Source organism: Paraburkholderia sp. BR14374, from assembly GCF_040948685.1.
Taxonomy (GTDB): domain Bacteria; phylum Pseudomonadota; class Gammaproteobacteria; order Burkholderiales; family Burkholderiaceae; genus Paraburkholderia; species Paraburkholderia youngii.
The window spans coordinates 14,242-35,316 of the sequence record NZ_JBFPKF010000026.1 but is presented as its reverse complement, the minus strand read 5'-3'; the positions used below and the strand labels follow the sequence as shown (position 1 = coordinate 35,316).

General features: G+C 61.9%; 22 protein-coding genes and 2 pseudogenes. 5 read left to right on the top strand and 19 right to left on the bottom strand.

Going from position 1 to position 21,075, the window contains the following annotated elements; genetic code table 11:
- Positions 1–9: 9 nt before the first annotated feature.
- The 4 genes from AB3X86_RS33950 to AB3X86_RS33935 are packed head-to-tail and all read right to left on the bottom strand — an operon-like array spanning position 10 to position 4,241.
- Complete coding sequence (locus tag AB3X86_RS33950) at positions 10–2,472, bottom strand: VirB4 family type IV secretion system protein (protein ID WP_368599344.1); 2,463 nt, start codon at positions 2,470–2,472, stop codon at positions 10–12.
- Positions 2,466–2,777, bottom strand: coding sequence for a VirB3 family type IV secretion system protein (locus AB3X86_RS33945; RefSeq protein WP_018432932.1), 312 nt, complete (start codon positions 2,775–2,777; stop codon positions 2,466–2,468). Before AB3X86_RS33945 ends, AB3X86_RS33950 begins: the two co-directional genes overlap by 7 nt.
- A 6-nt stretch (positions 2,778–2,783) precedes the next feature.
- Positions 2,784–3,176 carry a conjugal transfer protein TrbC gene (locus AB3X86_RS33940; RefSeq protein ID WP_368599343.1) on the bottom strand — a complete coding sequence of 131 codons (393 nt, stop codon included), beginning with the start codon at positions 3,174–3,176 and terminating at the stop codon, positions 2,784–2,786.
- 18 nt (positions 3,177–3,194) lie between these two features.
- Entirely contained in the window at positions 3,195–4,241 is a 1,047-nt protein-coding gene (locus AB3X86_RS33935) for a CpaF family protein (RefSeq protein WP_368599370.1), read from the bottom strand.
- Between the two features lie 270 nt (positions 4,242–4,511).
- Here AB3X86_RS33935 and AB3X86_RS33930 point away from each other — a divergent pair, with 270 nt between their 5' ends.
- The 3 genes from AB3X86_RS33930 (at position 4,512) to AB3X86_RS33920 (ending at position 6,913) form a co-directional block, all read left to right on the top strand.
- Positions 4,512–4,976, top strand: coding sequence for a hypothetical protein (locus AB3X86_RS33930; RefSeq protein WP_368599342.1), 465 nt, complete (start codon positions 4,512–4,514; stop codon positions 4,974–4,976).
- Between the two features lie 108 nt (positions 4,977–5,084).
- A complete protein-coding gene (locus AB3X86_RS33925) occupies positions 5,085–5,333 on the top strand; it encodes a hypothetical protein (RefSeq protein ID WP_368599341.1) in 249 nt (82 codons plus the stop codon).
- 146 nt (positions 5,334–5,479) lie between these two features.
- Entirely contained in the window at positions 5,480–6,913 is a 1,434-nt protein-coding gene (locus AB3X86_RS33920; RefSeq protein WP_368599340.1) for a hypothetical protein, read from the top strand.
- A gap of 300 nt (positions 6,914–7,213) precedes the next feature.
- On the opposite strand, the pseudogene AB3X86_RS33915 reads toward AB3X86_RS33920, so the two are convergent.
- The 4 genes and pseudogenes from AB3X86_RS33915 to AB3X86_RS33900 form a co-directional block, all read right to left on the bottom strand.
- Positions 7,214–7,363 (bottom strand): annotated as a pseudogene (locus tag AB3X86_RS33915) (VWA-like domain-containing protein); the annotation flags it as partial.
- Positions 7,305–7,694 carry a PRTRC system protein E gene (locus AB3X86_RS33910; RefSeq protein WP_368599339.1) on the bottom strand — a complete coding sequence of 130 codons (390 nt, stop codon included), beginning with the start codon at positions 7,692–7,694 and terminating at the stop codon, positions 7,305–7,307. The pseudogene AB3X86_RS33915 and the gene AB3X86_RS33910, both read right to left, overlap by 59 nt.
- An 86-nt stretch (positions 7,695–7,780) precedes the next feature.
- Positions 7,781–9,457 carry a PRTRC system ParB family protein gene (locus AB3X86_RS33905; protein WP_368599338.1) on the bottom strand — a complete coding sequence of 559 codons (1,677 nt, stop codon included), beginning with the start codon at positions 9,455–9,457 and terminating at the stop codon, positions 7,781–7,783.
- 217 nt (positions 9,458–9,674) lie between these two features.
- Positions 9,675–10,706, bottom strand: a complete 1,032-nt coding sequence (locus AB3X86_RS33900) for an N-6 DNA methylase (RefSeq protein ID WP_368599337.1) — start codon at positions 10,704–10,706, stop codon at positions 9,675–9,677.
- A 151-nt stretch (positions 10,707–10,857) separates the two neighbouring features.
- Between AB3X86_RS33900 and AB3X86_RS33895 the strand changes: the two genes are divergently transcribed.
- Complete coding sequence (locus AB3X86_RS33895) at positions 10,858–11,013, top strand: hypothetical protein (RefSeq protein ID WP_176382588.1); 156 nt, start codon at positions 10,858–10,860, stop codon at positions 11,011–11,013.
- Positions 11,013–11,279 (top strand): hypothetical protein, encoded by a 267-nt coding sequence (locus tag AB3X86_RS33890; protein WP_368599336.1) that lies wholly within the window; start codon positions 11,013–11,015, stop codon positions 11,277–11,279. The genes AB3X86_RS33895 and AB3X86_RS33890 overlap by 1 nt, the downstream gene beginning before the upstream one ends.
- A gap of 72 nt (positions 11,280–11,351) precedes the next feature.
- On the opposite strand, the gene AB3X86_RS33885 is transcribed toward AB3X86_RS33890, so the two are convergent.
- The 11 genes and pseudogenes from AB3X86_RS33885 to AB3X86_RS33835 all read right to left on the bottom strand — a co-directional run bounded on the left by AB3X86_RS33885 (position 11,352) and on the right by AB3X86_RS33835 (position 21,073).
- Positions 11,352–11,576 carry a hypothetical protein gene (locus tag AB3X86_RS33885; RefSeq protein WP_368599335.1) on the bottom strand — a complete coding sequence of 75 codons (225 nt, stop codon included), beginning with the start codon at positions 11,574–11,576 and terminating at the stop codon, positions 11,352–11,354.
- Positions 11,577–11,667: 91 nt separating this feature from the next.
- Positions 11,668–12,030 (bottom strand): annotated as a pseudogene (locus AB3X86_RS33880) (toprim domain-containing protein); the annotation flags it as partial.
- A gap of 119 nt (positions 12,031–12,149) precedes the next feature.
- Positions 12,150–12,395, bottom strand: a complete 246-nt coding sequence (locus AB3X86_RS33875; RefSeq protein WP_368599334.1) for a hypothetical protein — start codon at positions 12,393–12,395, stop codon at positions 12,150–12,152.
- A complete protein-coding gene (locus AB3X86_RS33870) occupies positions 12,355–12,732 on the bottom strand; it encodes a hypothetical protein (protein ID WP_368599333.1) in 378 nt (125 codons plus the stop codon). Before AB3X86_RS33870 ends, AB3X86_RS33875 begins: the two co-directional genes overlap by 41 nt.
- Before the next feature lie 12 nt (positions 12,733–12,744).
- Positions 12,745–13,353 carry a type 4 pilus major pilin gene (locus AB3X86_RS33865; RefSeq protein WP_018432859.1) on the bottom strand — a complete coding sequence of 203 codons (609 nt, stop codon included), beginning with the start codon at positions 13,351–13,353 and terminating at the stop codon, positions 12,745–12,747.
- A 16-nt stretch (positions 13,354–13,369) separates the two neighbouring features.
- A complete protein-coding gene (locus tag AB3X86_RS33860; protein ID WP_368599332.1) occupies positions 13,370–14,503 on the bottom strand; it encodes a type II secretion system protein in 1,134 nt (377 codons plus the stop codon).
- Positions 14,500–16,758: an ATPase, T2SS/T4P/T4SS family gene (locus AB3X86_RS33855; RefSeq protein ID WP_368599331.1), complete on the bottom strand. Its 2,259-nt coding sequence runs from the start codon at positions 16,756–16,758 to the stop codon at positions 14,500–14,502. Before AB3X86_RS33855 ends, AB3X86_RS33860 begins: the two co-directional genes overlap by 4 nt.
- A gap of 3 nt (positions 16,759–16,761) precedes the next feature.
- The gene (locus AB3X86_RS33850) at positions 16,762–17,466 is read right to left on the bottom strand and encodes a hypothetical protein (RefSeq protein ID WP_368599330.1); all 705 of its coding nucleotides are present in this window, start codon (positions 17,464–17,466) and stop codon (positions 16,762–16,764) included.
- Between the two features lie 25 nt (positions 17,467–17,491).
- Entirely contained in the window at positions 17,492–18,820 is a 1,329-nt protein-coding gene (locus AB3X86_RS33845) for a hypothetical protein (RefSeq protein ID WP_368599329.1), read from the bottom strand.
- Positions 18,821–18,828: 8 nt separating this feature from the next.
- Positions 18,829–20,445, bottom strand: a complete 1,617-nt coding sequence (locus AB3X86_RS33840; protein ID WP_368599328.1) for a type II secretory pathway protein — start codon at positions 20,443–20,445, stop codon at positions 18,829–18,831.
- Positions 20,446–20,449: 4 nt separating this feature from the next.
- Positions 20,450–21,073 carry a toxin co-regulated pilus biosynthesis Q family protein gene (locus tag AB3X86_RS33835; RefSeq protein WP_368599327.1) on the bottom strand — a complete coding sequence of 208 codons (624 nt, stop codon included), beginning with the start codon at positions 21,071–21,073 and terminating at the stop codon, positions 20,450–20,452.
- Positions 21,074–21,075 lie beyond the last annotated feature (2 nt).

Below are 21,075 nucleotides of genomic sequence, written 5' to 3'. Positions count from 1 at the left end.
GTGGGTTTCCTAGTCGAGGGTCAGCATTTCGCGCACGTAGGCCTCGCGCCAGTCCGGTGCGCCGGACGTGTAGTGCCTGTCGAGCACTGCCTGCGCGCGGCCGTCCGAGCGCAGCACCGCGAGCGTTTCCTTCGGAAAGCTCGCCTGCAGCATGCGGGTCTGGTCCGGCGTCACCCACAGGTAATCGCGGTTCGGCACGGCGTTGGCCAGCATGTCGATCTGATGTTCCGTCAGCCCGAACAGGTCGCGATACAGATGCAGGTTGTTCTTTGCATCCTTGTTGGGCAGATAGAAGATGTTGGGAATGTTCTCTTTGAGAATTTCAAAGTTCGGGATGCGGGCCACCTGGGAAAGCGACTGCGTCGCGAGCAGTAGCGTCGCATTCAGCTTGCGGATGGTGACTGCCCAGATTTCCAGCCGCTGGTAGAAGCGCGGATACTGGAAGAAGAAGCCCGCCTCCTCCACTTCGATGACCGTGTAGCGCTTGCCGTCAAGCCATTGCGCGATACGGTAGAACGCGTAATCCATGAACAGCGCCGCGGCCACCGGATAGTTCTGGAACAGGTCGCCCATCTCGATCGAGATGTCGTCGGACAGCGAGAAGGCGTCGTCGATGTGGTCGAAAAACCGGCCGTTCTTTTCGCCCTGGGTCCAGACGGCGAGCCGCTCGCGCAGCTCGATCGGCAGAAGCGCGTTCAGGTTGGACAGTGTCCAGAGGTCTCGCGGGTAGCCCGTACCCAGGACCGTGACTTTCTCGAAAATCGTGCGCTGCTGTTGCGGCGAGCATCGGAAGTCATCGTCCTCGATCGCCATCTGCACCCACTCGGCGACGTACGGGAAGTGCTTTGAATCGTGCAGCAGCGAAAGCGGATTGACCGAGGTCCCGGCCTCAAAGCGCCCCGTTGCGTCGACGAACCGTCCGCCCGCGAGCAGGGTCGGGATGCGGGTCGAGCGGTCCTTGTCGAACCGGATTCGCCGCGCCTTGTGGCGCCCGGTCTGGGAGACGAGGAAATTCAGGAAGATCGACTTGCCCGCGCCAATCGGGCCAATCACGAGCGCGTGCGACTTGCCGCCCGGATGGTGCAGACTCACACGCTGCAGCGTCTTGTGACGCGTTGGCAGCATCGTGAGCGGCCCGGTCTTCTCGCCGGACTGCTGCGTGAGCCACGCATTGACCGTGTCGCCTTCCGAGACGCTGCGCACCGGGGCGATGTCGGACACCGCCGGCGTTTCGACAAACTGCAATCGCCTCTGCTGGTCCCACCGGCCCGGCAGGGTCGTCTGCCAGGCGGCAAACAGATTGTCCCGCTCGAGGATCACGCCAAAGCCAGCGTTGCCGATGCGGCCGATCACTTCGCGCGTGGCATCGTCGCATTCCTCGACCGTATCGCCATAGACGATCACCGAAACGTTCGCAAAGCCATACTGCTGCCCGTCCGCGACGAGCTTCGCCAGCGCCTTTTCCGCTTCATCAGCGAGACGCTCGCGGCCTTCGTCGTTTTTCTGCTCCTCCTTGGAGAAATAGGCCTTGAGGATCGACCAGGGGTTGAACGCTGCGACCTTGTAAAACTTGCGGATCTTCTCGATGTACGCGCTCGCCTTCGTTGTGTCCAGAAAGCGGAACATCACGCACACATCCAGTTCGGCGTCGACTTCGGCGAGCACGTCGAGCGCCGCTTCCTGAAAGCCCATCCACTCCTTGACCGCGATGATCTTCGCGTACCGATTGCCGTGCGCCGATTCGAACATCAGCGTGTCGGCACCGATCGTGACTTCGCTCTCGGTCAGGTGCGTGTCCAGCATCGTGACCGGATACCGCACGCGCCGCGGCGGCACCGACGGGTTGGCCGCCTGATGGAGAAAGGCGAGCGCGTTCTGCAACTGCAGACGGTTCATCCTCAGGCGCGTGACACCGCCCTTGAACGCGTCGATCACGCCTTCGAACCGCTTGATGTCAGACGTCAGCCGCTCGATATCAAAGGCGAAGGCACTGCGCGCAAGCACCGAGTCCTTGATCGTCTCGAAGATCGCGAGCGGCATCGATTTGCCGCCCACCGTCATATGATACGCGACCTTCTCGAAGATCTTGTTGACGCCGGTCTCGGGCGTGAAGGCGAGCGCGAGCGAATGCGTGTTGCGGAAATACCGGCCGCTCGCGACATGAGCGCGATTGATTTCGTCGACACGCGCGTCCATCGAGGAATCGAAAGTCCCGCCGATGTCTCCCTTGACGCGCCGGTGCGAGAGCTTCCACCACGCCGTAATCCGGTGGTCGAAATTCTTGCAGGCGTGATCAAGGTTGTCGCGCGCGGCCGAAATATCGGAGGCGTTTGGGCTGTCGGCGTCCACGCCTTCGAACGTATAGACGGTCAGCAGCGACCCGTCCTTGTCGAGGATCAGCTCGGGCGTGACCATCGTCGCCCAAGGGGCGATCTCCTGGATCGAGCGGCGTTTCAGGCTCTTCTTCAGCATGGCAGGTCCTGATCAAATCCATAGGGACGTTTGAACCGGGCCGAAAACTTCGCGGTTGGCAGGGGCTCATACACGTCCGCGTAGCGGTTGTAGACGAGCATGACCTGCTTCCACCACGGATCTTTCGAGCTTTTCCAGCGCAGCAGCCAGTGCACCGCGATCCCAACGACGAGGAAGGTTGGCGTCATGCTGGTGTAGCAGAGCAGCATGGTCATCGTGCCGTTGGCGATCGCGAGTCCGCGATCTGCCCCGCCCATCTGGCGAGGCAGCGAAAGCGAACGGCTGACGCGGGTGGGCTTACGCATGTGAACTCAGGTGCAGGTGTAGGTGACGTGGAGATGGTTCTTCACGATCGGAATTGCGCACGCCGCGAGGCCGAGACCAACGAAGACGGTCGAAATGACCTTGCCGATGGTGCTTTCCGAGTTGCCGATCGCGACGGCGCCGACGATGATCAGCACGATGCCGATGCCGTACAGCCAGGGACCGCTGATATAGGCCGAGATCAGACAGATGACGTCCGTCGCGGAACCGAGGTCGGTCAGGTCGGTGGCCGACGCGAACGGCGCCAATGCGGCGAGCGAGGCGCCCACCAGAGTCGAACGCAGCTCCCGACGCGTCAGGAAGCGCGTCCAGATCAGTCGGCTCAGCGCTCGCGTGCGCTCGCGCGCGGTAGCGAGAAAATCAGACGGGTACTTCTTCATAAACGGCACTCCGATGGGTTAGAAAACGCGGTTGAGAACGTAGTCGCCGTCCCTGAAACCCTTGATTTCGAGGATTTCAGAAACGTGACGCAGCTCGCCTGTGCGGCGAAGATGAATGACGTAGTGGAAGCAGTCGGCCACCGCCTTGCGCATGTCCGCCAGTTCCCACCGGCTGCCCGGCGGCACCCCGAGCATGGCGAGACTTTCGAGGCGGCTCAGCCCGCCACGCGCGTCGTTGGCATGGATCGAACCCATGCCGCCGTCGTGCCCCGTACTCAGCGCCTGGATGAAGTCGTAGGCCTCGCCGCTTCGGACTTCGCCGACGATGATCCGGTCGGGCCGGAAGCGCAGGCACAGGGCGACGAGCAGCTGGGTCGTGACACCCTTGTCGGGGTTTGAGAGCAGCCGCACGCGATTGGGCGCGGTCAGCTTCAGTTCCATCGTGTCCTCGACCGTGATGACGCGTTCGTCTTCAGGAATCTCGGCATTGAGCGCGTTGAGCAGGGTGGTTTTGCCCGACGACGTGCCGCCGGCGACGAGTACGTTGCGGCGTGCCCGCACCATCGCGCTCAGCGCCTCGCGCAAAGCATCGTCCTGGATGCCCGGAGGGAAGAGATCGAGTTCCTTTTCCTTGCGGGCGTTCGTGAGCGAGAACGCGCCCATGTTCACGTAGTCGCTAAGCGACAGGTGCTTGTCGCGGTGCTTGCGGATCGAAAGCGCATTGCCGTCGATCGCGGTGGGCCGCATCACCGATGCGATACGCAGATTCTTGTGGCCTGCGTTGATGATCCCCTGCGCGGTGCCAGCGACCGCCGACTTGTCGACCGATGCCGCCAGCGCGCTGATCGCGCCGTCAAGCACCGCCTCGTTAAGCGTGAGGTCAAGCCGATGCATCTTGCCGCGGCGCTCGATCCAGATGTTGTTGAAATCGTTGATCATGATTTCAGCAACGTCGGGCGCCTCAAAGCACTCGCGCAATGGACGCAGGGACTCGAAAAACATGCGGACCGCGCTCTCCTCGAGCGGGCGCAGTTTGAGCAGGGGATTGTCGGTAGCCTCGGACATGCCTGCTATTGTTCCGTCCGGCCGGAACCTGAAGCAGACTGAAAGAACGATCAAATCCGCGAGCTTTCGGGGAAAGTGTCGTGCTCGATGTCGCAGACGATGGATGCCTTGAACCACGCGGCGCTGCATCGCGCGTTGCTCGTTCCCGTCAGCCGGCTAACGGGTTTAACCCGGAAAGCTCAAGAAAAACGTATAGCTTTCGGATTAACCGCAGCGGGAAATTGTGGTATATGTCTGCGGCGCAATTGCCTTTCCAATCATCAATCATCGATGGCAAGAACAATTCCGTTTTACACAAGCCCGCAGGCCGTTCGCGCCCGCCGCTCGAAAACTCTGCTGTTGCCGATGCCGCGCGCCCAGGCGGACGAACTTTCCTTACAGGTGCACATAGCCCTCGACGCGATGCGACGAGGCCAGGGCAACCTGAACGCTGCCCAGACGCTGTGCCAGGCCATGATCGTTGTGCGGCTGCTCGCGGAAGCCGGATACGGCTCGGCGACGGTCGAACAGATGCAGGACGCAGAAGAGGTGATCGGGTCGGCATTCGACCGCGGCCGGGACACCGGCGTGTGGATGCTCGACGATGACGGATTTGCGCAGTTCGCGACGATCGTGAGCACATACGACCATCAGCTTCGGCGCGCGCCAGTCGCCGCGATCGCTGACGCTAGCGACAGGCTGGATCGTTTTCGCGCGGGCGAGACATTTGAGCAGACGGCCCGCAGGCGCGCCTAGCGACCTAGGCATCAACCGGGACAACCAGAATTCGGGCCACAGGACATGAGGGGAAAAATCGCTGACGGCGAGGCCCGCGACAGGCTGATCATCTGGCTTCGCCGACGCATGAACGAGTTCGGCATTACGCTTGAAGCACTCGCTGAGTCAATCCAGCATGACGTCGAGCACCCGCCGCTTTATCGCGATGCGCGCGGCAATGAATGGAACGGGCTGCGCAACATGCCCGACTGGCTACGCGCCGCCAGAAACGCCGGTGTGAGCCCGGACTTCTTTCGGATCGAGCCGAAGCCGGCGCCTGCCCCCGTGGTCGCCACCGCGGAGACCGATCCGCGGCAGCCGGACCTTTTCGGCTGAAGCCAACCGCGTGAAATCATGGGCATCCGCTCGTGCTTCGTGAAAACGTCCCGTTGAGACTCGGAGCGGACGTTAAGGTGTGCGCGGAGCCGACCGTTCTCGACCTCGATTCTCGTACAATCCCCCGTACCAAGAAGGAGAAGAGCATGGGCGAGGCACGTCGGCGGGGTTCCCGCGAACAACGCGAAGCGGAAGCGATTAAGCGGAATAAACGCGAACTCGCCGAAGCCATGGGCATGGCGGACGACGACGACCCCACACGGCAAGCGCTGAAAGCCGGACTCAAGCCGTTCATGGACCGTATGACGCCCGAGCACTGGCAGCAGCGCCGCGCTGCGGTGCTCGATCACCTGAAGGGTCGCGTGAACGGTACCAAGCTCGCGGAGGCTCAGTCTGTGCGCGTGCGCGAGGACGAAATGGGCTGGTACCTTTTTTTGTGCGACCAGGCGATTAACGATCCGCTCTGCACGGATGTGAGCCAGTCGCAGCGCATCCTTCCGTTCTTCGCCGGCCTCGGTGCCAGGTGGCAGCACGCGCACCGTGTGGTCGGGATCGAGCGCAAGCTGGACGAATTGTTGAAGGAGCACCGCAAGCAGCCCGACGGGCTTCTCTTCGAGGTACTGGTGGCGCTTGCCTACGCCAAAGAAGGTTGGGACGTGACGTTCATCGAAGAAGGTCAGGATAAGACTCCAGACATGCGTATCGTGCGCGGAGACCAAGAGTTTTTCGTCGAATGCAAACGCATGGTCCGCACAACTGATTACTCGGAGAAGGAGCGCAACCAATTTCTGCGCCTGTGGGACGCTGGCCGGCATGTCCTGCTCGAGAAGCGTCAGTGGGTGTGGTTCAAGGGGACGTTCCACGTCGATCCGGCCGAACTGCCCGACGACTTCCTGCTTGACCTCTGGCAATCGTCGCTGCCGATCGGCTTGGGTGAACGAGTTCTGATGGACAACGAGCAGGCGACGATCAAGGCTCGCCTTATCGACCAAGCGGGAGTTCGCCGGCATATGCGAGAGTTTAGCGTGAAGGCTAACTCGCCCATGCTGACGCAGGTGATCGGCGGCGACTGGGCGCCTGAAGACGCATCGGTCACGCTCCTACCGATGATCAAGCGCGGGCACGTGAACGGCTGCGAAGTGTCGGAACTCGGCATGTACGTCGAGGAGGTCGCGTTTGCGTGCGGCTTCACACGGAACTTCGACTCCGAGGTGTCGATCGACAAAAAGGCGAAAGACATCAAGAAGCTGCTCTCAGACGCCGTGAAGCAGGTGCCTCGTGATAAACCGTCGATCATCCACCTGGCCGCCGAAACGATGGAAGGCCCCGACGTAGAGCGCCGCCGGACCGAGAAGCTTCTCTCCGGCATGCCAGACTTCGATTTTGACGGAGCGCCTGTCGCGCTGGTCCGGTTCCACCGGCTACAGGCCCATCAGCGCGCCTCCATGCTCTTCGAACTCGACGAGACAGTGGACAACCTCCGAGTGCAGGGCATCGACCTCTCCCAGGTGCCGCGCATGGTCGTGGCGCCGCAAGACTCCCCAATGCAGCACGGGGCACACTGGAACCTCTACCCCTGACGCGATCCCCAGTGCTTCGGACTGAATGCAGTCAAGACAAGAACGACCCTGTAGCAAATTCTGCAGTGCAGGACGGCGGTCGGTAACCACCGCCTTGTATTCCTCTTCCTCCTCCAAGTCTGAATGTCGCGGCCTGGTTTGCAACGTTCCGCGCCCGTGATTTTCAACGAATCGTTCAGCGGCATCGAATGACCGTAGTTGGGCCGATAGCGGCCCGACCGCCGGCGTTATCGCGGACAAAAAAATAGCCCGGCGAAATTCGCCGGGCTTGGGTTCAGAACACGTGGCAGACATCGCCTGTCAGCAGATCACTTCCATCATTTCCCCAAACGGTGCCTTCTTCGCGCGCCGGAGCGGCACGGTCGATGCCCACAGGACGGGATAGGACGGTTCATCGATCGGAAATGCTCCATCCATGTCGGTGAGATAGACCAGAAACGTGGGTTGAATGACCGGCTTTCGCCGGTGCCGTCTTACCGCCCTTTGCGAGAGACTTCTGCGCTTTGGACGCCTGGCTCTTCTCCGCTTCCTGCAGGATCGCGGTGGTTGCCGCGACCTGTTCGGACAGCGACGCATGAGCCGTCGAGTACGAACCGATCGCCGCAGCGAAGCCCTCGTCGAGCTCGGCCGCCGTACCAGTAAGCACCAGCGGCTGGCGCAGCGCAGCGTCCTTGCCCTCGCCTTGCGGCACCACCACTACCGCCACGCGTTCGTTGTCCATCTTCAGCGTAAGTTGCAGCTTGCCGCTGGCTCGCACCAGCGCTTCAAGTTGTTGAAACATTGAATACCTCGAAAGAAGAGAGACGCCGCGCGATGGCGGCGTATACATATAGAGGGGAGACGGGACGCAGAACGCGCCCCGCGATTTCAGAACTTCAGCACCTTCGGCAGCTTGCCCTCGTAGTCGAAACCTTCGACCTTGAGGAGCGCCTCGATGACTTCCGGCTTCGATTTCGCGAAGACCTTTTTGAAGTTGTCGCCCAGCGCGGCGCGGATGCCGATCTCGTCGGCCAGCACCATCATCTCGGACTTCGTGATCAGCTCCAGAAACTCCTTGTCGAGTTTCCAGTGCTTTTTCAGATCCAGCTTGTGCGACTTGCACAGTTGCGTCAGATACGTCACATCCAGACCTTCGATTGCGGCGAACAGCATTGCAATCATCAGGTCCGCCTGTGAGCTTTCCTTCGCTGCCTGCACGGCGTCGATCGCCTTGGGCAGGTTGGACACGGGTGCCTCGCTGCCAACAATCCGCTCGAAGAACTTGCGGAACGCAGCATCGTCGACCTGACGTGCATGACCGCTCAGCACGACTGCAATCAGATACTGGCGGGCCAGTTCATGATTCATGCCGATATCGGCGCGCAAGGCCTTGCGCCACAGCTTCACGCGATAGGCCTTCACCTTCTCGGACTCGGCAATGACCGTCACCGAGGGGTTCGTGGACGCCGGAGCAGTGGCTGACTTGCTGCCCGCACTTGCGCTTTTGGCTGCTGGTGCGGACTTTGCACTGTCGGGCTTTGCCGGCTGCGATGCAGCCTTCTCCGCCTGGATGCGAGCCGCCACCTTCTTCATGTTGCAGACGGTGTCGAAGCACTGGCCGCGATAGACCTTACCAATCGAATCCGGAAGGCCACTCACTGCTGCGCCGTAATTTGCGCAACCGTGACAGGCTTTCGCCTGTTCGAGACCAACGCCGTTCGCGCCTTCCACAGCCAGTTGCACGCGCGTGTTGTTGTCCCCGGCACGCACGATACGCACGGTCTGGAACTCGTCACGCAGGCCTGCCGCTGTCACTTCAAGCTGCTTCTCCGTCTTCTCGTTGAAGCAGGTCCGGTTGGTACAGTTTCCCGTACCGATCGCTTCGCCAAACATCTGTGCCTGCGTTGAAGAGTTGTGCGGGCACCCCGCACAGTCCGTCCTGTCGAAGATGGCAGAAGCCAACGCGCACGACGCCGATTCCACCAGATTGCGCACATCAGCGGCCGACCGCTTCTCAGCGACAACGACAGGCAGCACCTTGTCCTGATTCTCTTTCGAGAGGGCCGCCAGCAGTTCAGCGTGAGCGATGTTGATTTTCCGCTCGCTCAGCGCGTCGAGCACCGCCTTCGAACAGTTCAGCAGCGCAAGGCGGCTGTCCAGTGTCGAGCGTGACCATCCAAGGAGCTTGGCAGTCACGTCGCGGTCGCCGCCATGCAGTCCGAGCAGCTCGGCGGCATCGACGGCTTCTTCGGCAGGAGAGAGGTTGTGGCGCTGGATGTTTTCGGTGAGCGCAATACGGCGCGCTTCGACTTCATCGACGTCCTTTACAACGATGGGCATCGGGAAGTCTTCACCGTGAGCGTCCATGGCGCCGCGATAGCGCCGACCACCCGCGATTACCTCGAAGTCGAAGTCGTCTTCGACAACGGGGCGAACGATGATCGGCGTGTCGACTCCATGCGCGCGAATCGACTCGGTCAGTTCCGCCATCGCCTTCGGATCGAAGTACGTACGCGGGTTACGACCAAGCTTGATGCGCTTCAGGGGTGCAGTAAGTTGTTGCATTGCAGGTTCTCCAGAAAGGGGAACCTGCTCCCTATCGGGAGTGGTTCCCGATGGGGTCAAAGATGAACGATGCCGGGCGAGCCGGCTGGGTCGATGCGTCAGAGACGCGGTAGGTTCATCAAAGATACCGTCACGATCCGCCGCCGTTTCAGCGGAAAGCTTCACAATTGCATATCGCTAAGAAAAAAGGCCCACCGTTCTCGGGTGGGCCTTCGTTTCAAAAGAGCGTCAACTGGTCGATCGTATCGAACACCGAGCGCTCGCGCGTGCCACTCGCAAGCGACTGCTCGAACAGTTCCGCCAGAGAGGTTGCCTCACGAACAGGAGAAATGTCTGCGGCGTTGCCGTTTGCCCGTTCCAGTACAGCGACATCGGGTTCATCCATTCCGGTTGCGACCGCATCGCCACCCGCATCGTGGCGGGCAGCTACTGCGATCTCTTCGACTGGCTCGTCGTGCTCGAGCGCGACAGCATCGCGAAGCAGTTCTGCCTCGACCCTCCGTCGCAGCCTGAAGGTCCAGCCGCCCAGCACGTGCGCAGGCGTGTACCACGTGCCCCATACCTCCATCGACAGCGCGTTGCCATGTACCACGGTGGCGGGGATATGCAGCAGCGAGAGTTGCACATAGGCCATGTGGACGCAACACGGATCAATGTCGATACAGGTCGCGTGCATCACCTGCTGATAGTTGTGGCCGGCAGCATGCAACGATTCCGCCGCAGCGATCACCATGCCACCAGCGCCACATGCGGGCTCCTGAAGCCGGATGAAGCCGCGCCGTTGAACTTCGGCACCGCAATCGCCCATCAGCATCATCGACATCATCCGGGAGACGGTGTAAGGCGTGAAGAACTGGCCTGCCCTGTCGTTTCCGAGCCCCAGCATCATGTAGGTCTCGCCGAGAACGTCCGTCAGGCCACCGCCAATCAATTGAGCGCCTGACGTTGGCTTGCCGATCATCGCCACACGCAGCTCGAACGACTCAACGAGAAGGCCAAGCATTTGCGGGAATTTCGCGACTTCCTCCTTTTTGTACTTGCCGACGATATCAAGGTAGCGCTTCTCGCGGGCATCGAACTGCGCACGGTCCACACTGTTGCTGATCGCCAGCGCACTCAACTCGACGAAGTCGGAAAACACCGTATGAAGATGATGCCCGTATGAGAACGACTGGATCAGTTTCACCAGCTCTTTCTGGCAAGAATCCGCGGTCAGATCGTGCTTACGTTGTGCGGCGTTTTTGCTCATGCCCAAGGTCCGAAAAATAGACGAGGCATGCCCCGAGGGGCGTGCCCCACGGGGTTAATGGATGTCCTAGATGCCGTAGTGGTTGCGTATCGCATCGGTGTGTTCATCGCGCGCCGCGCCTTGCACCGGTGCAACATTAACTGGAGGTTGTATGCTGGAACTGATCGAAATCGTCCGAGGCGGCCTGCCGCTCGGCGAGCTGCGTACATGGCTGTTTTTCGCAACGGCCGCGGCCACGGGCATCGCAGGCTGGTACAGCTACGATGTGCTCGTTTGGTACACGAACCGGAAGAAGGGTGCTCAGTAATGGACCCGATCGAACGTCCGACTTCGTATTACAGCAGGTTCATGGGACTGCCGTTCTTCGCACGCCGCGCGATCATATTTGTTGCGTCGGTCGCGCTGTGGTGGTTCGCCGCGATGCTCGCGAGCAAGCACGTGGTGGACATGAACCTGTGCGTCATACTGCTGATGACGGGTGCGGCTGGCGCGATCTGGTCGAGCGAAATCTGGCGGCTGTGGAAGGTCTTCGCTATCGTTGTGGTGGTATGCCTGGCCATCCTGAAATCCTGAAATTGGCGAAACGCGCAGGCGAAAAAAAAGCGGCTCCCCTTTTGGGGAGCCGCGTCGTTTCAGGGGTTGTATTCAATGCGGCCGCTTGGCTGCAACGATAGCAAGACGGCGTGTGCAGAAATCCCACGCCTCGGTAAAGGTCTGATCGCGGCTGGCGTATTGCGTTTTTCCTGCGGCCTTCCGGTCGATCACATCGAACGCCACTGCCTCGGACTTGACGACCGGCTGACGGCCGCCTTCGGCACCGTTCGTAGCAACGATCGCAAAACCACCGACAAGTGCTTGAAACGAGCGCATTTTCTTCTCCAGAAAAATAGCCCGACGAGATATTCCCCGGTGGGAAATATCCCCACCGGGCAAGATAAAAGAGGTGCGGCGAAAGCCGCGCTTACTGCAATGCCGCTGCGAGTTGAGCAGCCTTCACACCGCCGCAACAGTTCTCCGTCGACGGCACCGCATTCGCGCACCGTGCAACCCACTCGTCAGCGAAGTCGGTTCCGCGTACACGCGGCCGGTGAACGATGGCCGTGAACCCTTCGGCTCTCAGACGCTTCGCGAGCTCAACGCCACCTGCAACGCCGACAGATTTGCCGGTCTTTGGATCGACAGCGTCGAAGTCGACAAAAATGTGCACGACGCGAATACCCAGACCTTCCGGCACAACGAACTGACGCAGCAGACCGATGTTCAGGCAGTACCACGTCGGCACATCGAAGAGCATGTGCGCAGCACAGGCCGTCTCGAGCTCCTCCAGAAATTCGGCGATTTCATGCAGGACTACCACAGCGCACAGCTGCTGGTCACCGCAGAGGGCGCGCATAAGGCCTTCGCCGGTCTGTTCACGGCGCTGGCCGATCTCGTCGGCAAGTTTCACGGGGAGCTGCAGGCTGCTGCACGCGCAGCCTGATTGTCGGCCGCTGGATACAAGAGAGAAAAAAATAAATGATGGAAAACAAAGATAACTACCGCGCGGTCGAGCGGCTCTACGTCCCGGACTGGCTCAACGAAGTCATTCAGGTGACGAACTTCAATCTGGTCGACCACCTGAAGCTGATGTTGCGGCACGACAGCGGCTTCAGCGAGGTGCTGAACATATCCCGCGAGGAGATCGACCACCGGCGCTCGCCGTACAGGTTGCAGGCCCGACACTCATGCTGATCACGTACGACCCGCCCCAGAACGGCCCTGGCGCGTGGGGCTGTTTCAGGTTCCCCTGCGTAAAGAGGTCATTGAGCGTCGGCGGGTTGGCTACCACCGCGACAGGCCCCCCTCCAATCAGCGTCGCGTAATTGTTGGTCACCCAGTCAGATAACGCCGAGTTAATGACCGCCTCGTTCTGGCCTTCGGCCGTCATGACCTGCGCGCGCCGTTTCGCGGCGTCTTCCTTGATCGCGACGGTCGTCATCAGCGCAGCGGCCACCAGCACGACCACCATCTCAACGATGCTGAACATGGGCGACTATCCTTAGTTGTTGTGCGTCGCGTACATCGCAATGCTTGCCGTCGCGCCACTTGAACTGCACGCCGTCCCCGCAGTCGTCTGGCTAAAGGTCGTATTGGGATCGGAGACGGTCGTCCCGTTGACGGTCACCTTGGTATAGGCGCCTGCCACGGCGCCCACCGCGAGCGAACAGACCGTCGCCGGAACCGGATAGGTGAGCACCATCGCATCGTCGGTCGTGGCAATGGTGGCGACCGCAGCTGTCACCGGGCCACCGAAGATGCCGGTCAGCGTGCCGGCCGTCTTGTTCACCCGGCTGCCTGCCGAATCGAACGCGTGATTCTGCGCCAGCGTGAGTAGCGACTCGGCCGAAAAATCCGTGTCGCTCGCCGTCGCGTCCTGAATACCGCTGCGGAAGAGTTGCGACTCGCTCTTGAACTGATGGGCGTGGATACGATCCATCACGAAGCTGCGACCCTCATATACGATGAGTGCCAGCAGCGCGGCACCCGCCATCACGGCAGCGCCTTCGATGATCGACAGCTCGCCGGACTGTTTGCGCCGACGGCCCATGCGCAGGATCGCGGCCTTGCGTTGTTCCTGGGTCTGATTGTGGATCGGGTTCTTGTTCATTTTTTCCATGCCTCGGTCAATTGGATACAGCTGATGTAGTCGGGGAAGAATCGAAGCTCGCAGCGCCGGTCGCAGCGTACGATCCGATGCCAAGCACAAAAAACAGCGTGACAGCGAAGCCGAGCAGCACGTAATGCGTGATACGTGCATTGCGGCGCACGGTGGCGACGACGCGGTCCAGCGATGTTCGGCCCAGATTCTTGATGGCCTGGACGAACTGGTCGCGCCCCGCAGCGTCGGCGATGGTGTCGATCACCACCTCGGAGAAGATGCCGGTGTCGAGCGCCCGCATCGGTTCATCGGGGCGTTGCGTGAGCCGCCGGCTCATGCGGTCGATGTGCCACCTGAGCCACGGGTCGGCGGTCTTCGCAAGCCGGTCGAGCGCCGCCCGCAGCACGAGGTTCGAATCGAAGAGACCGGCAAGCGACACGATGAGCAGCGCAGCACGCAGGTCGCGGCGGTTGCGCCACATCAGCGGCAATGCATCGACGCGGTTGCGGAAGTGTCCGGTCCAGCGCTGGAGCGTCCAGAAATACAACGACACCAGACCCGCGGCGATTGCGGCGCTCAGCCACCAGTACTCGTAGCAGAATGTGTCGATCGCATAGAGCGTCTGCCCTACCGGCAGCCATTGATCGACCGGCTTCGTGTCCGCAACGGCCGGGAAGATTTCTCCGCCGAACAGCATGCAGAACATGTAGAGATAGACGATCAGGAATGCCGGATAGGCCATTTCCAGCGACGTCGTCGACGCGAGCACACCTTCGGCGTGCGCAGCCATTTCTGCCAGCTCCAGGCCGCGCACCGCGGCGTCTTCGCGCGTCGACGTACCGGCGATATCGAGAAGCGCGTGTTCCTGGCTCGGAATGAACGGCTTGAGCGCGGCGGCAAAGTCGTCGCCCGCGACCATGCGCTTCGCCACCGCATTGAACACCGGCCACGTTAGCCACCTGCGCGAGCGATGACGCTTTTCGAGGGTTGTCAGCCGCTCGAGCAGCGTCTCGCGATTGCGCAGCCCCTTGGCCGCCACGTCCAGACGTGTCTCTCGATAGAAGGTCTCGCGCACCTTCTGGAAGCGCCATCTGGCGATGCGCATGCGCTCCTTCTGCGGCAGCGCCATGAAGAGCGTATGAATCAGTCCCCGGATCATGACGGCAGCCTCCCGTCACGGTCAGCGAAAATCCGGTATTCGTCAAACGGACGCATCGCCGTGTCGATGAAGCGCGGATCGATGATCCCTTGCGACGCCTTGTAGAGCGCGTGCTCGTAGATCGTCTTGCCCGTCATGTCGTCGCTGTCAAAGCCGGTCGTGCGCGCCGATCGCCATACCCGCTCAGCGCCGCGCCAGTCGCGTTCGGCAACGCGGTCCAGAAACTCCATCGTTGGCCGGAAGATCTCCATTGCAAGAGTCTGCCCCTTCGTGCCGGCCGCTACCTTGCCCGCGCGCGTGAAGAGTCCCTTCAGGCGGCAGTGTTCGCAACCGCCTTCGTCGCGGCACGCCATCTTCGAGGTGTCCAGGCCAAACTTGCGTTCGAGCGTTTCAATCTGCGCTGCGGGCATCACGTCACGTGCGGGCACCTTGCAGTGCGGACACAGCAGGGGGATCAGCTTCTGGTTTGCCACAGCATTGATGAACTTCTCGGAGGACACTTCGTCCATCGGCAACTGCAGGCGCCCACCGGCGAGACGCATGAAGGCACCGATCGCGCTGTCCGCGTGAAGCGTGGTCCGCACCGGATGCCCGGTGAGCGCGAGCTCCGCGACCAGCCCGGCGACGACACGGTCCCGGATTTCCCCGACCGTCACATCGTCCGGGTCCATACGCATCAGCGTGCGGATCACCTCGGCGCACTTGCGGTTCGCTTCTTCGTCGGTCTCATCGGGACGACGCGGAATCGAAACGTCCGAGAGCCACGGCTGCGGATACTCGGACGGCTCATTGACTGCGAACTGCTTGCGAAGGTCGCGCGACGCGAGCATGAAGGACATCGCGCGCAGCAACGTGGACTTGGCCGAGCCAGTCTCACCGGTGAGGACCGTGACCCCGCCGCTAACGTTGCCCAGCGCCTGGATGATGCGCAACTGGGACGTCTGCAGCCCCATCTGTTCCGGCATCAGTACCTTGAGATTGCGGAAATTACCGTCGAGCAGGCGCAGGCCCACATCAAAACCGCCAACGAGCGGTGAACTCTGCCAGCGGATATTGACGATGTCGGACTGCACAACGAGCGGGATCATTGCCGACTGCGACGCCGTGGGCTGGAACGTCTCGCCGGAGTTGGTGTTGCGCGCGACGAGATCCTGGTAGGCGGCAGACAGCGCGCGACGCACCAGCGCCTTGGGCAGCTTGCGGTACGTGTAGAGGTCGCCGTTCACGCGGAACCGGACTTCGACATCGTCGTTGAAGTCGCGGTATTCGAAGTGGATATCACCGGCGCCATACGCGTGCGCGGCTTCGGTCACATCGCGGAACGTGCCGATCGCACGCGAACTCTCCGGGAGGACGGCCGCTGACCGGTTGCGCTCTCTCGCGTAGATCGCCGCGATCACGGCGTCCGTTGCGATCATCTCCTCATGCACCTTGATGTCGGCGCGCTCGAGATCCATGACATACGTCGGATAAAGCGCGGACTCATGAAACGTTCGCGTCGTGACGACGATTGCCATGCCGGCCTGCACTTCGACCGCCACAAATTCACGGCGCGCCGCATCGGTAATGCGCAGCGTCGCATCCTGGCCGCGCTCGCTGAGGATGCGCTTGAAAGCCAGTGCATCTGCGGCCACGAGTTGCGGCAGGCCCGACGGCAGGAACCCGGCCTGCTGCGACACCACGTCCGCTTGAGCATGGAGTTCGTGCACCTCGTGCAACCCGTCGGCGGGCTGTGTCGGCGGCATTGCCTGCGGTGCAACGTCATGCCCTTCGGTCCGCTGCCCGGTGGGCTCAGCAAAGGGACGCTCCATCATGTCGGCCGCCATCGCTGATTCGGGACCAACGTCCCGTGTCGTTCCAGCGACGTTCTGAGAGGTCTGTTGCGCTTCCGCTGCGTCGTCAATCGTCGGTTCAACTCGCGCCGCGTGAGGGGGTGCTTCCGGCTGTGCAGGATCGACACCGACCGCCTCGTGCGCGTTGCTGTCATTGGCATCGACGTCGGTGACGTCCGCCATTCTCAGCCTCATGCCGAGCGTCATCGGCTGCCCCGGCTTCGCGTCCACTGGCTCTGCCTTGAGCGGCCTGTCCTTTCGCACGAATCGCGGCTCGCGATTCGTGTCCTCCTTGCGGTCTGCACCGGCGATAGGCATCGATGCCGGGGATTCGTCAGTGAACCCGGCGCGCAGCGCGCGGAACCGTCCAAGAATGCCGCGCGAAGACGGCTCGTCTTTTTCAATACCGTTGAAGAGGCTCATCGTTTATCGTGCGACCGCAGAAAGAGGAAAGGAGGAAGGCAGCGGACCACCCAAGTCACTCAGCGTTCGCGTCGGACTGCCCGGCTGCTGCGCGTTGTCGGACGTATTGGCCGTGCCGCCGCTGATGGTTTCGGTCCAGGTACGCTTGCCATCGGTGACAGTGACGACGAATCCATCAACCCGCTTCACGGTCCAGCCATTGAGCAGCTTCACGCCAACATGCGCGGGATAGGAGGCGTTGCGGTAGTCGTACAGCACCGACGTTCCGCTCGTATCGCTGAAAGCGCCAACGAATCGCACCGGTTCTGTGTGGGAAGCCGGCGGTGTCGCCCTGATGACCTGCGCAGTGACTGGCGCTGTCGAAGGCGCAGGCGCAGGCGCAGGCGCGTTGAGCGTGACAGCAGTACCCTGCGGCCCGCCATCGCCGGCAAGCTGCCGTGCAATTTTCGAACGGGTAATCTGGTCGATCTCATCGATCGACAGGTGCGGCGCAGCGGGAGCAGGTAACGTCTGCGCTGCCGGTTGCGAAACAGGTTGCGAGACGGGTTGCGAAACCGGTTGAGAAGCCGCGGAGGCCGAAGCAGCGCCTGGCGACGCGGGCGAACCCATGTCAAGATTGGCTGACGGTACGCGCACGCTCGCTGTCTGCATGTGCGGCGAAGCCGGCTTCGTCTGTTGCGCCTGCGCAGCACCGGTGATCAGCGTCAATGCACTGGCAATCGCCGTCAGCCGTTTATTCGAGTACATAGTATTTGCCCTTCGCTGTGAAATGGATTCCGCCCTGGTCGCCTGCACCGCCGTTCGCCTTCCCTGTTGCACCCTGTTCGTTCAGCTTCAACTCCACCGTCATGGAGTCGAGCGTCATGTTCGATGGCAGCTTCGCGAGCAACGGCGATTGCCAGCGAAAGCCGTTGATCTCCCATGTGCCGACACGAATCATCTGCGTGGGCCGCGGGCCGGTTGCGCCCGGCGGGATCGCGAGTAACGGCTTCGCAGGTTCGATGTGAACCGTGTAACCGTAGCTGATCAGCTCGAATGGTTTGGTCGAAAGCTTCTGCGGTGGTGTCTGCAGGGCGTCGATCAGTCCCTGCTCCGTCGGCCATGCCTTCCTGTCACTGGCTGTCACGAACGCGACGCCCGGCACCAGCGGACCGCGCGCTCCGGCGTGCAGACCATCCGCGTCAAAGCGCAGCGGACGCATCGCTTCGGGCGCCGCCTGGCGGAGGTCGTCGAAACTGCCGCCATACCGGCGAAGGGTCAACGAGCAATAGCCCTGCGTCGCGCACACGGCCTTCTCGAAGACCCATCCCGCCACGACGGATTCGCTATTGCCAAGGGTGGAAAGAAGCGCTGGCGCGAGCAGATTGGCGCGCGGCATCTTTGCCGCGAAGGTCTGACGCACAAGCGCCTCATATCGATCTTCGAGCGACGGCTCTTTTGGCGCAGGCGGTGCAGGAGGATTGAGCAGGTCCAGCAGCTGGATGCCACCGAATACAACGGCCGCGGCAATCACCAGCACCGGCACGAGTGTCGGCAGGTTGACCGGTACTTTCGCGATGCGGCCAGTCTTGCGATCGTCAAGCAGCGCGGCCGCGCCGAAGCTCTCGTCCACGTCTCCCACGGCCTGGCCGGAGCCGAGCGTGGTCAGCGCCAGATTCAACCGCAGGCATTCCTGCTCGATCGTCAGACGCCTTTCGTGCGCCTTCGGTACCGTGAGAACCTCGTCGCTGCGTACGACACCCCGCACCACGAAGACGACGTGCACGCGCTGGTCATCCTGCAGCATGACGAGTACGGCAGCCCTTCCCTTCACACGTTCGTGCTGGGCGATCCGCGCCGCTCCCGAATACAGTCGCGCGCCCTTGATCTCACCCGTCTCAGGTGCGCAGAAACCACCGATGGCGTCCTTGCCGACCTTGTATTCGATGTAGTGCGTCGCGCCGAAATCATCGGCGTAACGACGGCGCTCGGCGCGCATCTGTTTGGCCGGATACGCGCGCCAGTCCAGTCCGAAGACCAGACGCGCGTTCTTTTCGCGCGGCAGCGGATCGGTAATGTGCATGCCCGTGCTCACATCGACGGGACGACCGTAGCCGTCAGCATGATCACCTGGAAGGTCTTCGACTTGTTCCACAGACCCGTGATACCCGCGATACCACCATTCGTGGTGCTGTTCGCAAGGTCGGTCATCTGACCGTACAGCACCACCGTCTGGCCGTCAGACAGCGCGATCGTCTGGTCCTCCTTGCTGCCTGTCGTGTGCGCCAGCTGGATCTGTTGCAGCGTCTGGCCAGAGCCGACCGACGCCGACGTGAACGGGCCATTGAGCTTCGAACTGTCGGCCCAGTACGAGAGGATGATCTGGTTGTGGTCGTTGACCGCTGGCAGGATGTTGACGAAGTCACCCGTGGTCACGGTCCCCGGCGTGAGACCCGGCACGCCCCCGGACGTGGCCGTGAGGCTCCCCGCAGACGGCGATGTCGAGCGCAGATAGTCGTCGCTCTGGAACGAGGCGATCGAAACGGGCAGGCCGTTGAGCGTCATCTTCGTCTGCGTGCTGTCCTGCACCGTGCGGCCATACTGGTTCAGCGCATTGATGACAGCGTTCGTGCCCGAGAACGGCGCGTTAGCTTGCAGCACCGACAGGCCGACCGTGCCGCCGCCCGATGAGAGCGATGTGGGCGACGTGAAGCTGACCGCATACTTGGCAAGACCACCCTGGATATAGTTGAACACCACGTCGGCATTCACGCCCGCCTGACTGCCGTTGTTCAGCGCGATCTGCAGCGTGCGCACGCGCAGCATCACCTGACGCGTCGAGACGGCGTTTTCCTGCGCGAGCAGTTTGCCCATGCGGTCTGCCGCCTCACGCGTGTCGTAGACCATCACGAGACGGCTCTGCGGATTTACGGTCACGCGACCCATTGGCGAGCGCAGCTTGTCGAGCGCATCCTTGATTGCCTTGATCTGGTCGAAATCCCCTTCCCGCCCCGTTGAGGTCTGGGCCGCGAATGAGCCCGTATTGCCGCCCGATCCACCGGTACCGTTCGCCTGGTTGCCCGTCGAGGTGTCCATGCCCTTCGACATGGTCGACTTGATCGACACCTTGCCCGGGATCGCGGCGATCTGGTACATGCGCGTGACAAAGCGCGTGATGTTGATGGTCGAGCCGTCGAACGACCAGTCGAGACCGAGGTCCTGGGTCATGCGGGTCAGGTACGCGCCGGCATAGCCCGTGAAAACCTGGCCGTAGACAGGCTCTTCATAGCCATTGCCGTTTCCTGTCGTGCTGCCCTTGCCGCCTGAAGAATCGGTGTCGCGTGGTACCAGCGAACTGCGCGGCACGAACACGTCGGGGCTCAGATGGACGGGATAACCCGTTGCGCCGGAGATGAGCGTCGAAATCTGCCTGATACCGATGTTCGCAGGCATCGTCACCTTCTTCTCGCGGAAGGTGGCGGGCAGCGTCGCTTCATACGCGACGGGCACGAGCCGGTCGCCGAGGAACGCCGTTTGCACGTCTTCCACCAGCGCCATCGAACCAGGCAGATTGGCCATCGCGTCGCTCCCGGTGCGATGAGCCGCGTCGTAGGACGCGTTGATGTCGCTCTGATTGACCGCGCAACCCGCGATCGTCAGCGAGCAGGCGACGGCAACGACAGTTTTGATAATGGATCCGTGACGCATGGTGTTAGTCCTGGCAGTTGGCCGCGCGCGCGATGACGCGGATGACGTTGTTCGTGTGACGGCAGATGCGCGTGGGCACGCGCATGTGATTGGTCGCCTGCATGACCTGCGTGAGAACGGTCGTGAAGTCGCCAGAGAAAGTCGCATTGAATTCGAGCGGCAGATCGTCATCGACCTTCCACGCAAGTTGCCAGCCCTGCGTCTGCAACCAGCGGTCGAGCGCGTTGCGCAGATTGAGGTCCTGCGGCGAGAGCGAAAGCGTCATCGTGGCGGCCGGTGCTGTCGGTGTGCCCGGCAGAACCACCGAGGCAACACCTGTTGCGGTATGTGAGGACGAGGCATCCAATGCCGTCCGCGCAACGGGTGCAGCAACCACTGCGGGTGCTGGTGCTGGTGCTGGTGCGAGTGCCGGCGCGGGCGCGGGTGCTGGTGCAGAAATCGCAGCTGTCGCGCGAGTAGACGGGACTGCCGCGAGGATCTGCCATCCGTCGCCGGCGGGGGCCGCGACGTGCGACTGGTCCGGGTCGATTGCGGCGTGGCTCCAGCCTGATGCGCCCACTAGCGCCAGTGCAGCCAGGATACGCGCGATCACGCGCACCCGTTCATTGCGTTCGATGGTCACGTTCATTC

Coding starts and splice junctions, on each gene's coding strand:
- AB3X86_RS33900 (WP_368599337.1), bottom strand. CDS start 10,706: ATGAGCAAAAACGCCGCACAACGTAAGCACGATCTGACCGCGGATTCT.
- AB3X86_RS33950 (WP_368599344.1), bottom strand. CDS start 2,472: ATGCTGAAGAAGAGCCTGAAACGCCGCTCGATCCAGGAGATCGCCCCT.
- AB3X86_RS33925 (WP_368599341.1), top strand. CDS start 5,085: ATGAACGAGTTCGGCATTACGCTTGAAGCACTCGCTGAGTCAATCCAG.
- AB3X86_RS33940 (WP_368599343.1), bottom strand. CDS start 3,176: ATGAAGAAGTACCCGTCTGATTTTCTCGCTACCGCGCGCGAGCGCACG.
- AB3X86_RS33865 (WP_018432859.1), bottom strand. CDS start 13,353: ATGAACAAGAACCCGATCCACAATCAGACCCAGGAACAACGCAAGGCC.
- AB3X86_RS33905 (WP_368599338.1), bottom strand. CDS start 9,457: ATGCAACAACTTACTGCACCCCTGAAGCGCATCAAGCTTGGTCGTAAC.
- AB3X86_RS33855 (WP_368599331.1), bottom strand. CDS start 16,758: ATGAGCCTCTTCAACGGTATTGAAAAAGACGAGCCGTCTTCGCGCGGC.
- AB3X86_RS33945 (WP_018432932.1), bottom strand. CDS start 2,777: ATGCGTAAGCCCACCCGCGTCAGCCGTTCGCTTTCGCTGCCTCGCCAG.
- AB3X86_RS33885 (WP_368599335.1), bottom strand. CDS start 11,576: ATGCGCTCGTTTCAAGCACTTGTCGGTGGTTTTGCGATCGTTGCTACG.
- AB3X86_RS33930 (WP_368599342.1), top strand. CDS start 4,512: ATGGCAAGAACAATTCCGTTTTACACAAGCCCGCAGGCCGTTCGCGCC.
- AB3X86_RS33845 (WP_368599329.1), bottom strand. CDS start 18,820: ATGCACATTACCGATCCGCTGCCGCGCGAAAAGAACGCGCGTCTGGTC.
- AB3X86_RS33870 (WP_368599333.1), bottom strand. CDS start 12,732: ATGTTCAGCATCGTTGAGATGGTGGTCGTGCTGGTGGCCGCTGCGCTG.
- AB3X86_RS33835 (WP_368599327.1), bottom strand. CDS start 21,073: ATGAACGTGACCATCGAACGCAATGAACGGGTGCGCGTGATCGCGCGT.
- AB3X86_RS33935 (WP_368599370.1), bottom strand. CDS start 4,241: ATGTCCGAGGCTACCGACAATCCCCTGCTCAAACTGCGCCCGCTCGAG.
- AB3X86_RS33840 (WP_368599328.1), bottom strand. CDS start 20,445: ATGCGTCACGGATCCATTATCAAAACTGTCGTTGCCGTCGCCTGCTCG.
- AB3X86_RS33890 (WP_368599336.1), top strand. CDS start 11,013: ATGGACCCGATCGAACGTCCGACTTCGTATTACAGCAGGTTCATGGGA.
- AB3X86_RS33920 (WP_368599340.1), top strand. CDS start 5,480: ATGGGCGAGGCACGTCGGCGGGGTTCCCGCGAACAACGCGAAGCGGAA.
- AB3X86_RS33895 (WP_176382588.1), top strand. CDS start 10,858: ATGCTGGAACTGATCGAAATCGTCCGAGGCGGCCTGCCGCTCGGCGAG.
- AB3X86_RS33910 (WP_368599339.1), bottom strand. CDS start 7,694: ATGTTTCAACAACTTGAAGCGCTGGTGCGAGCCAGCGGCAAGCTGCAA.
- AB3X86_RS33860 (WP_368599332.1), bottom strand. CDS start 14,503: ATGATCCGGGGACTGATTCATACGCTCTTCATGGCGCTGCCGCAGAAG.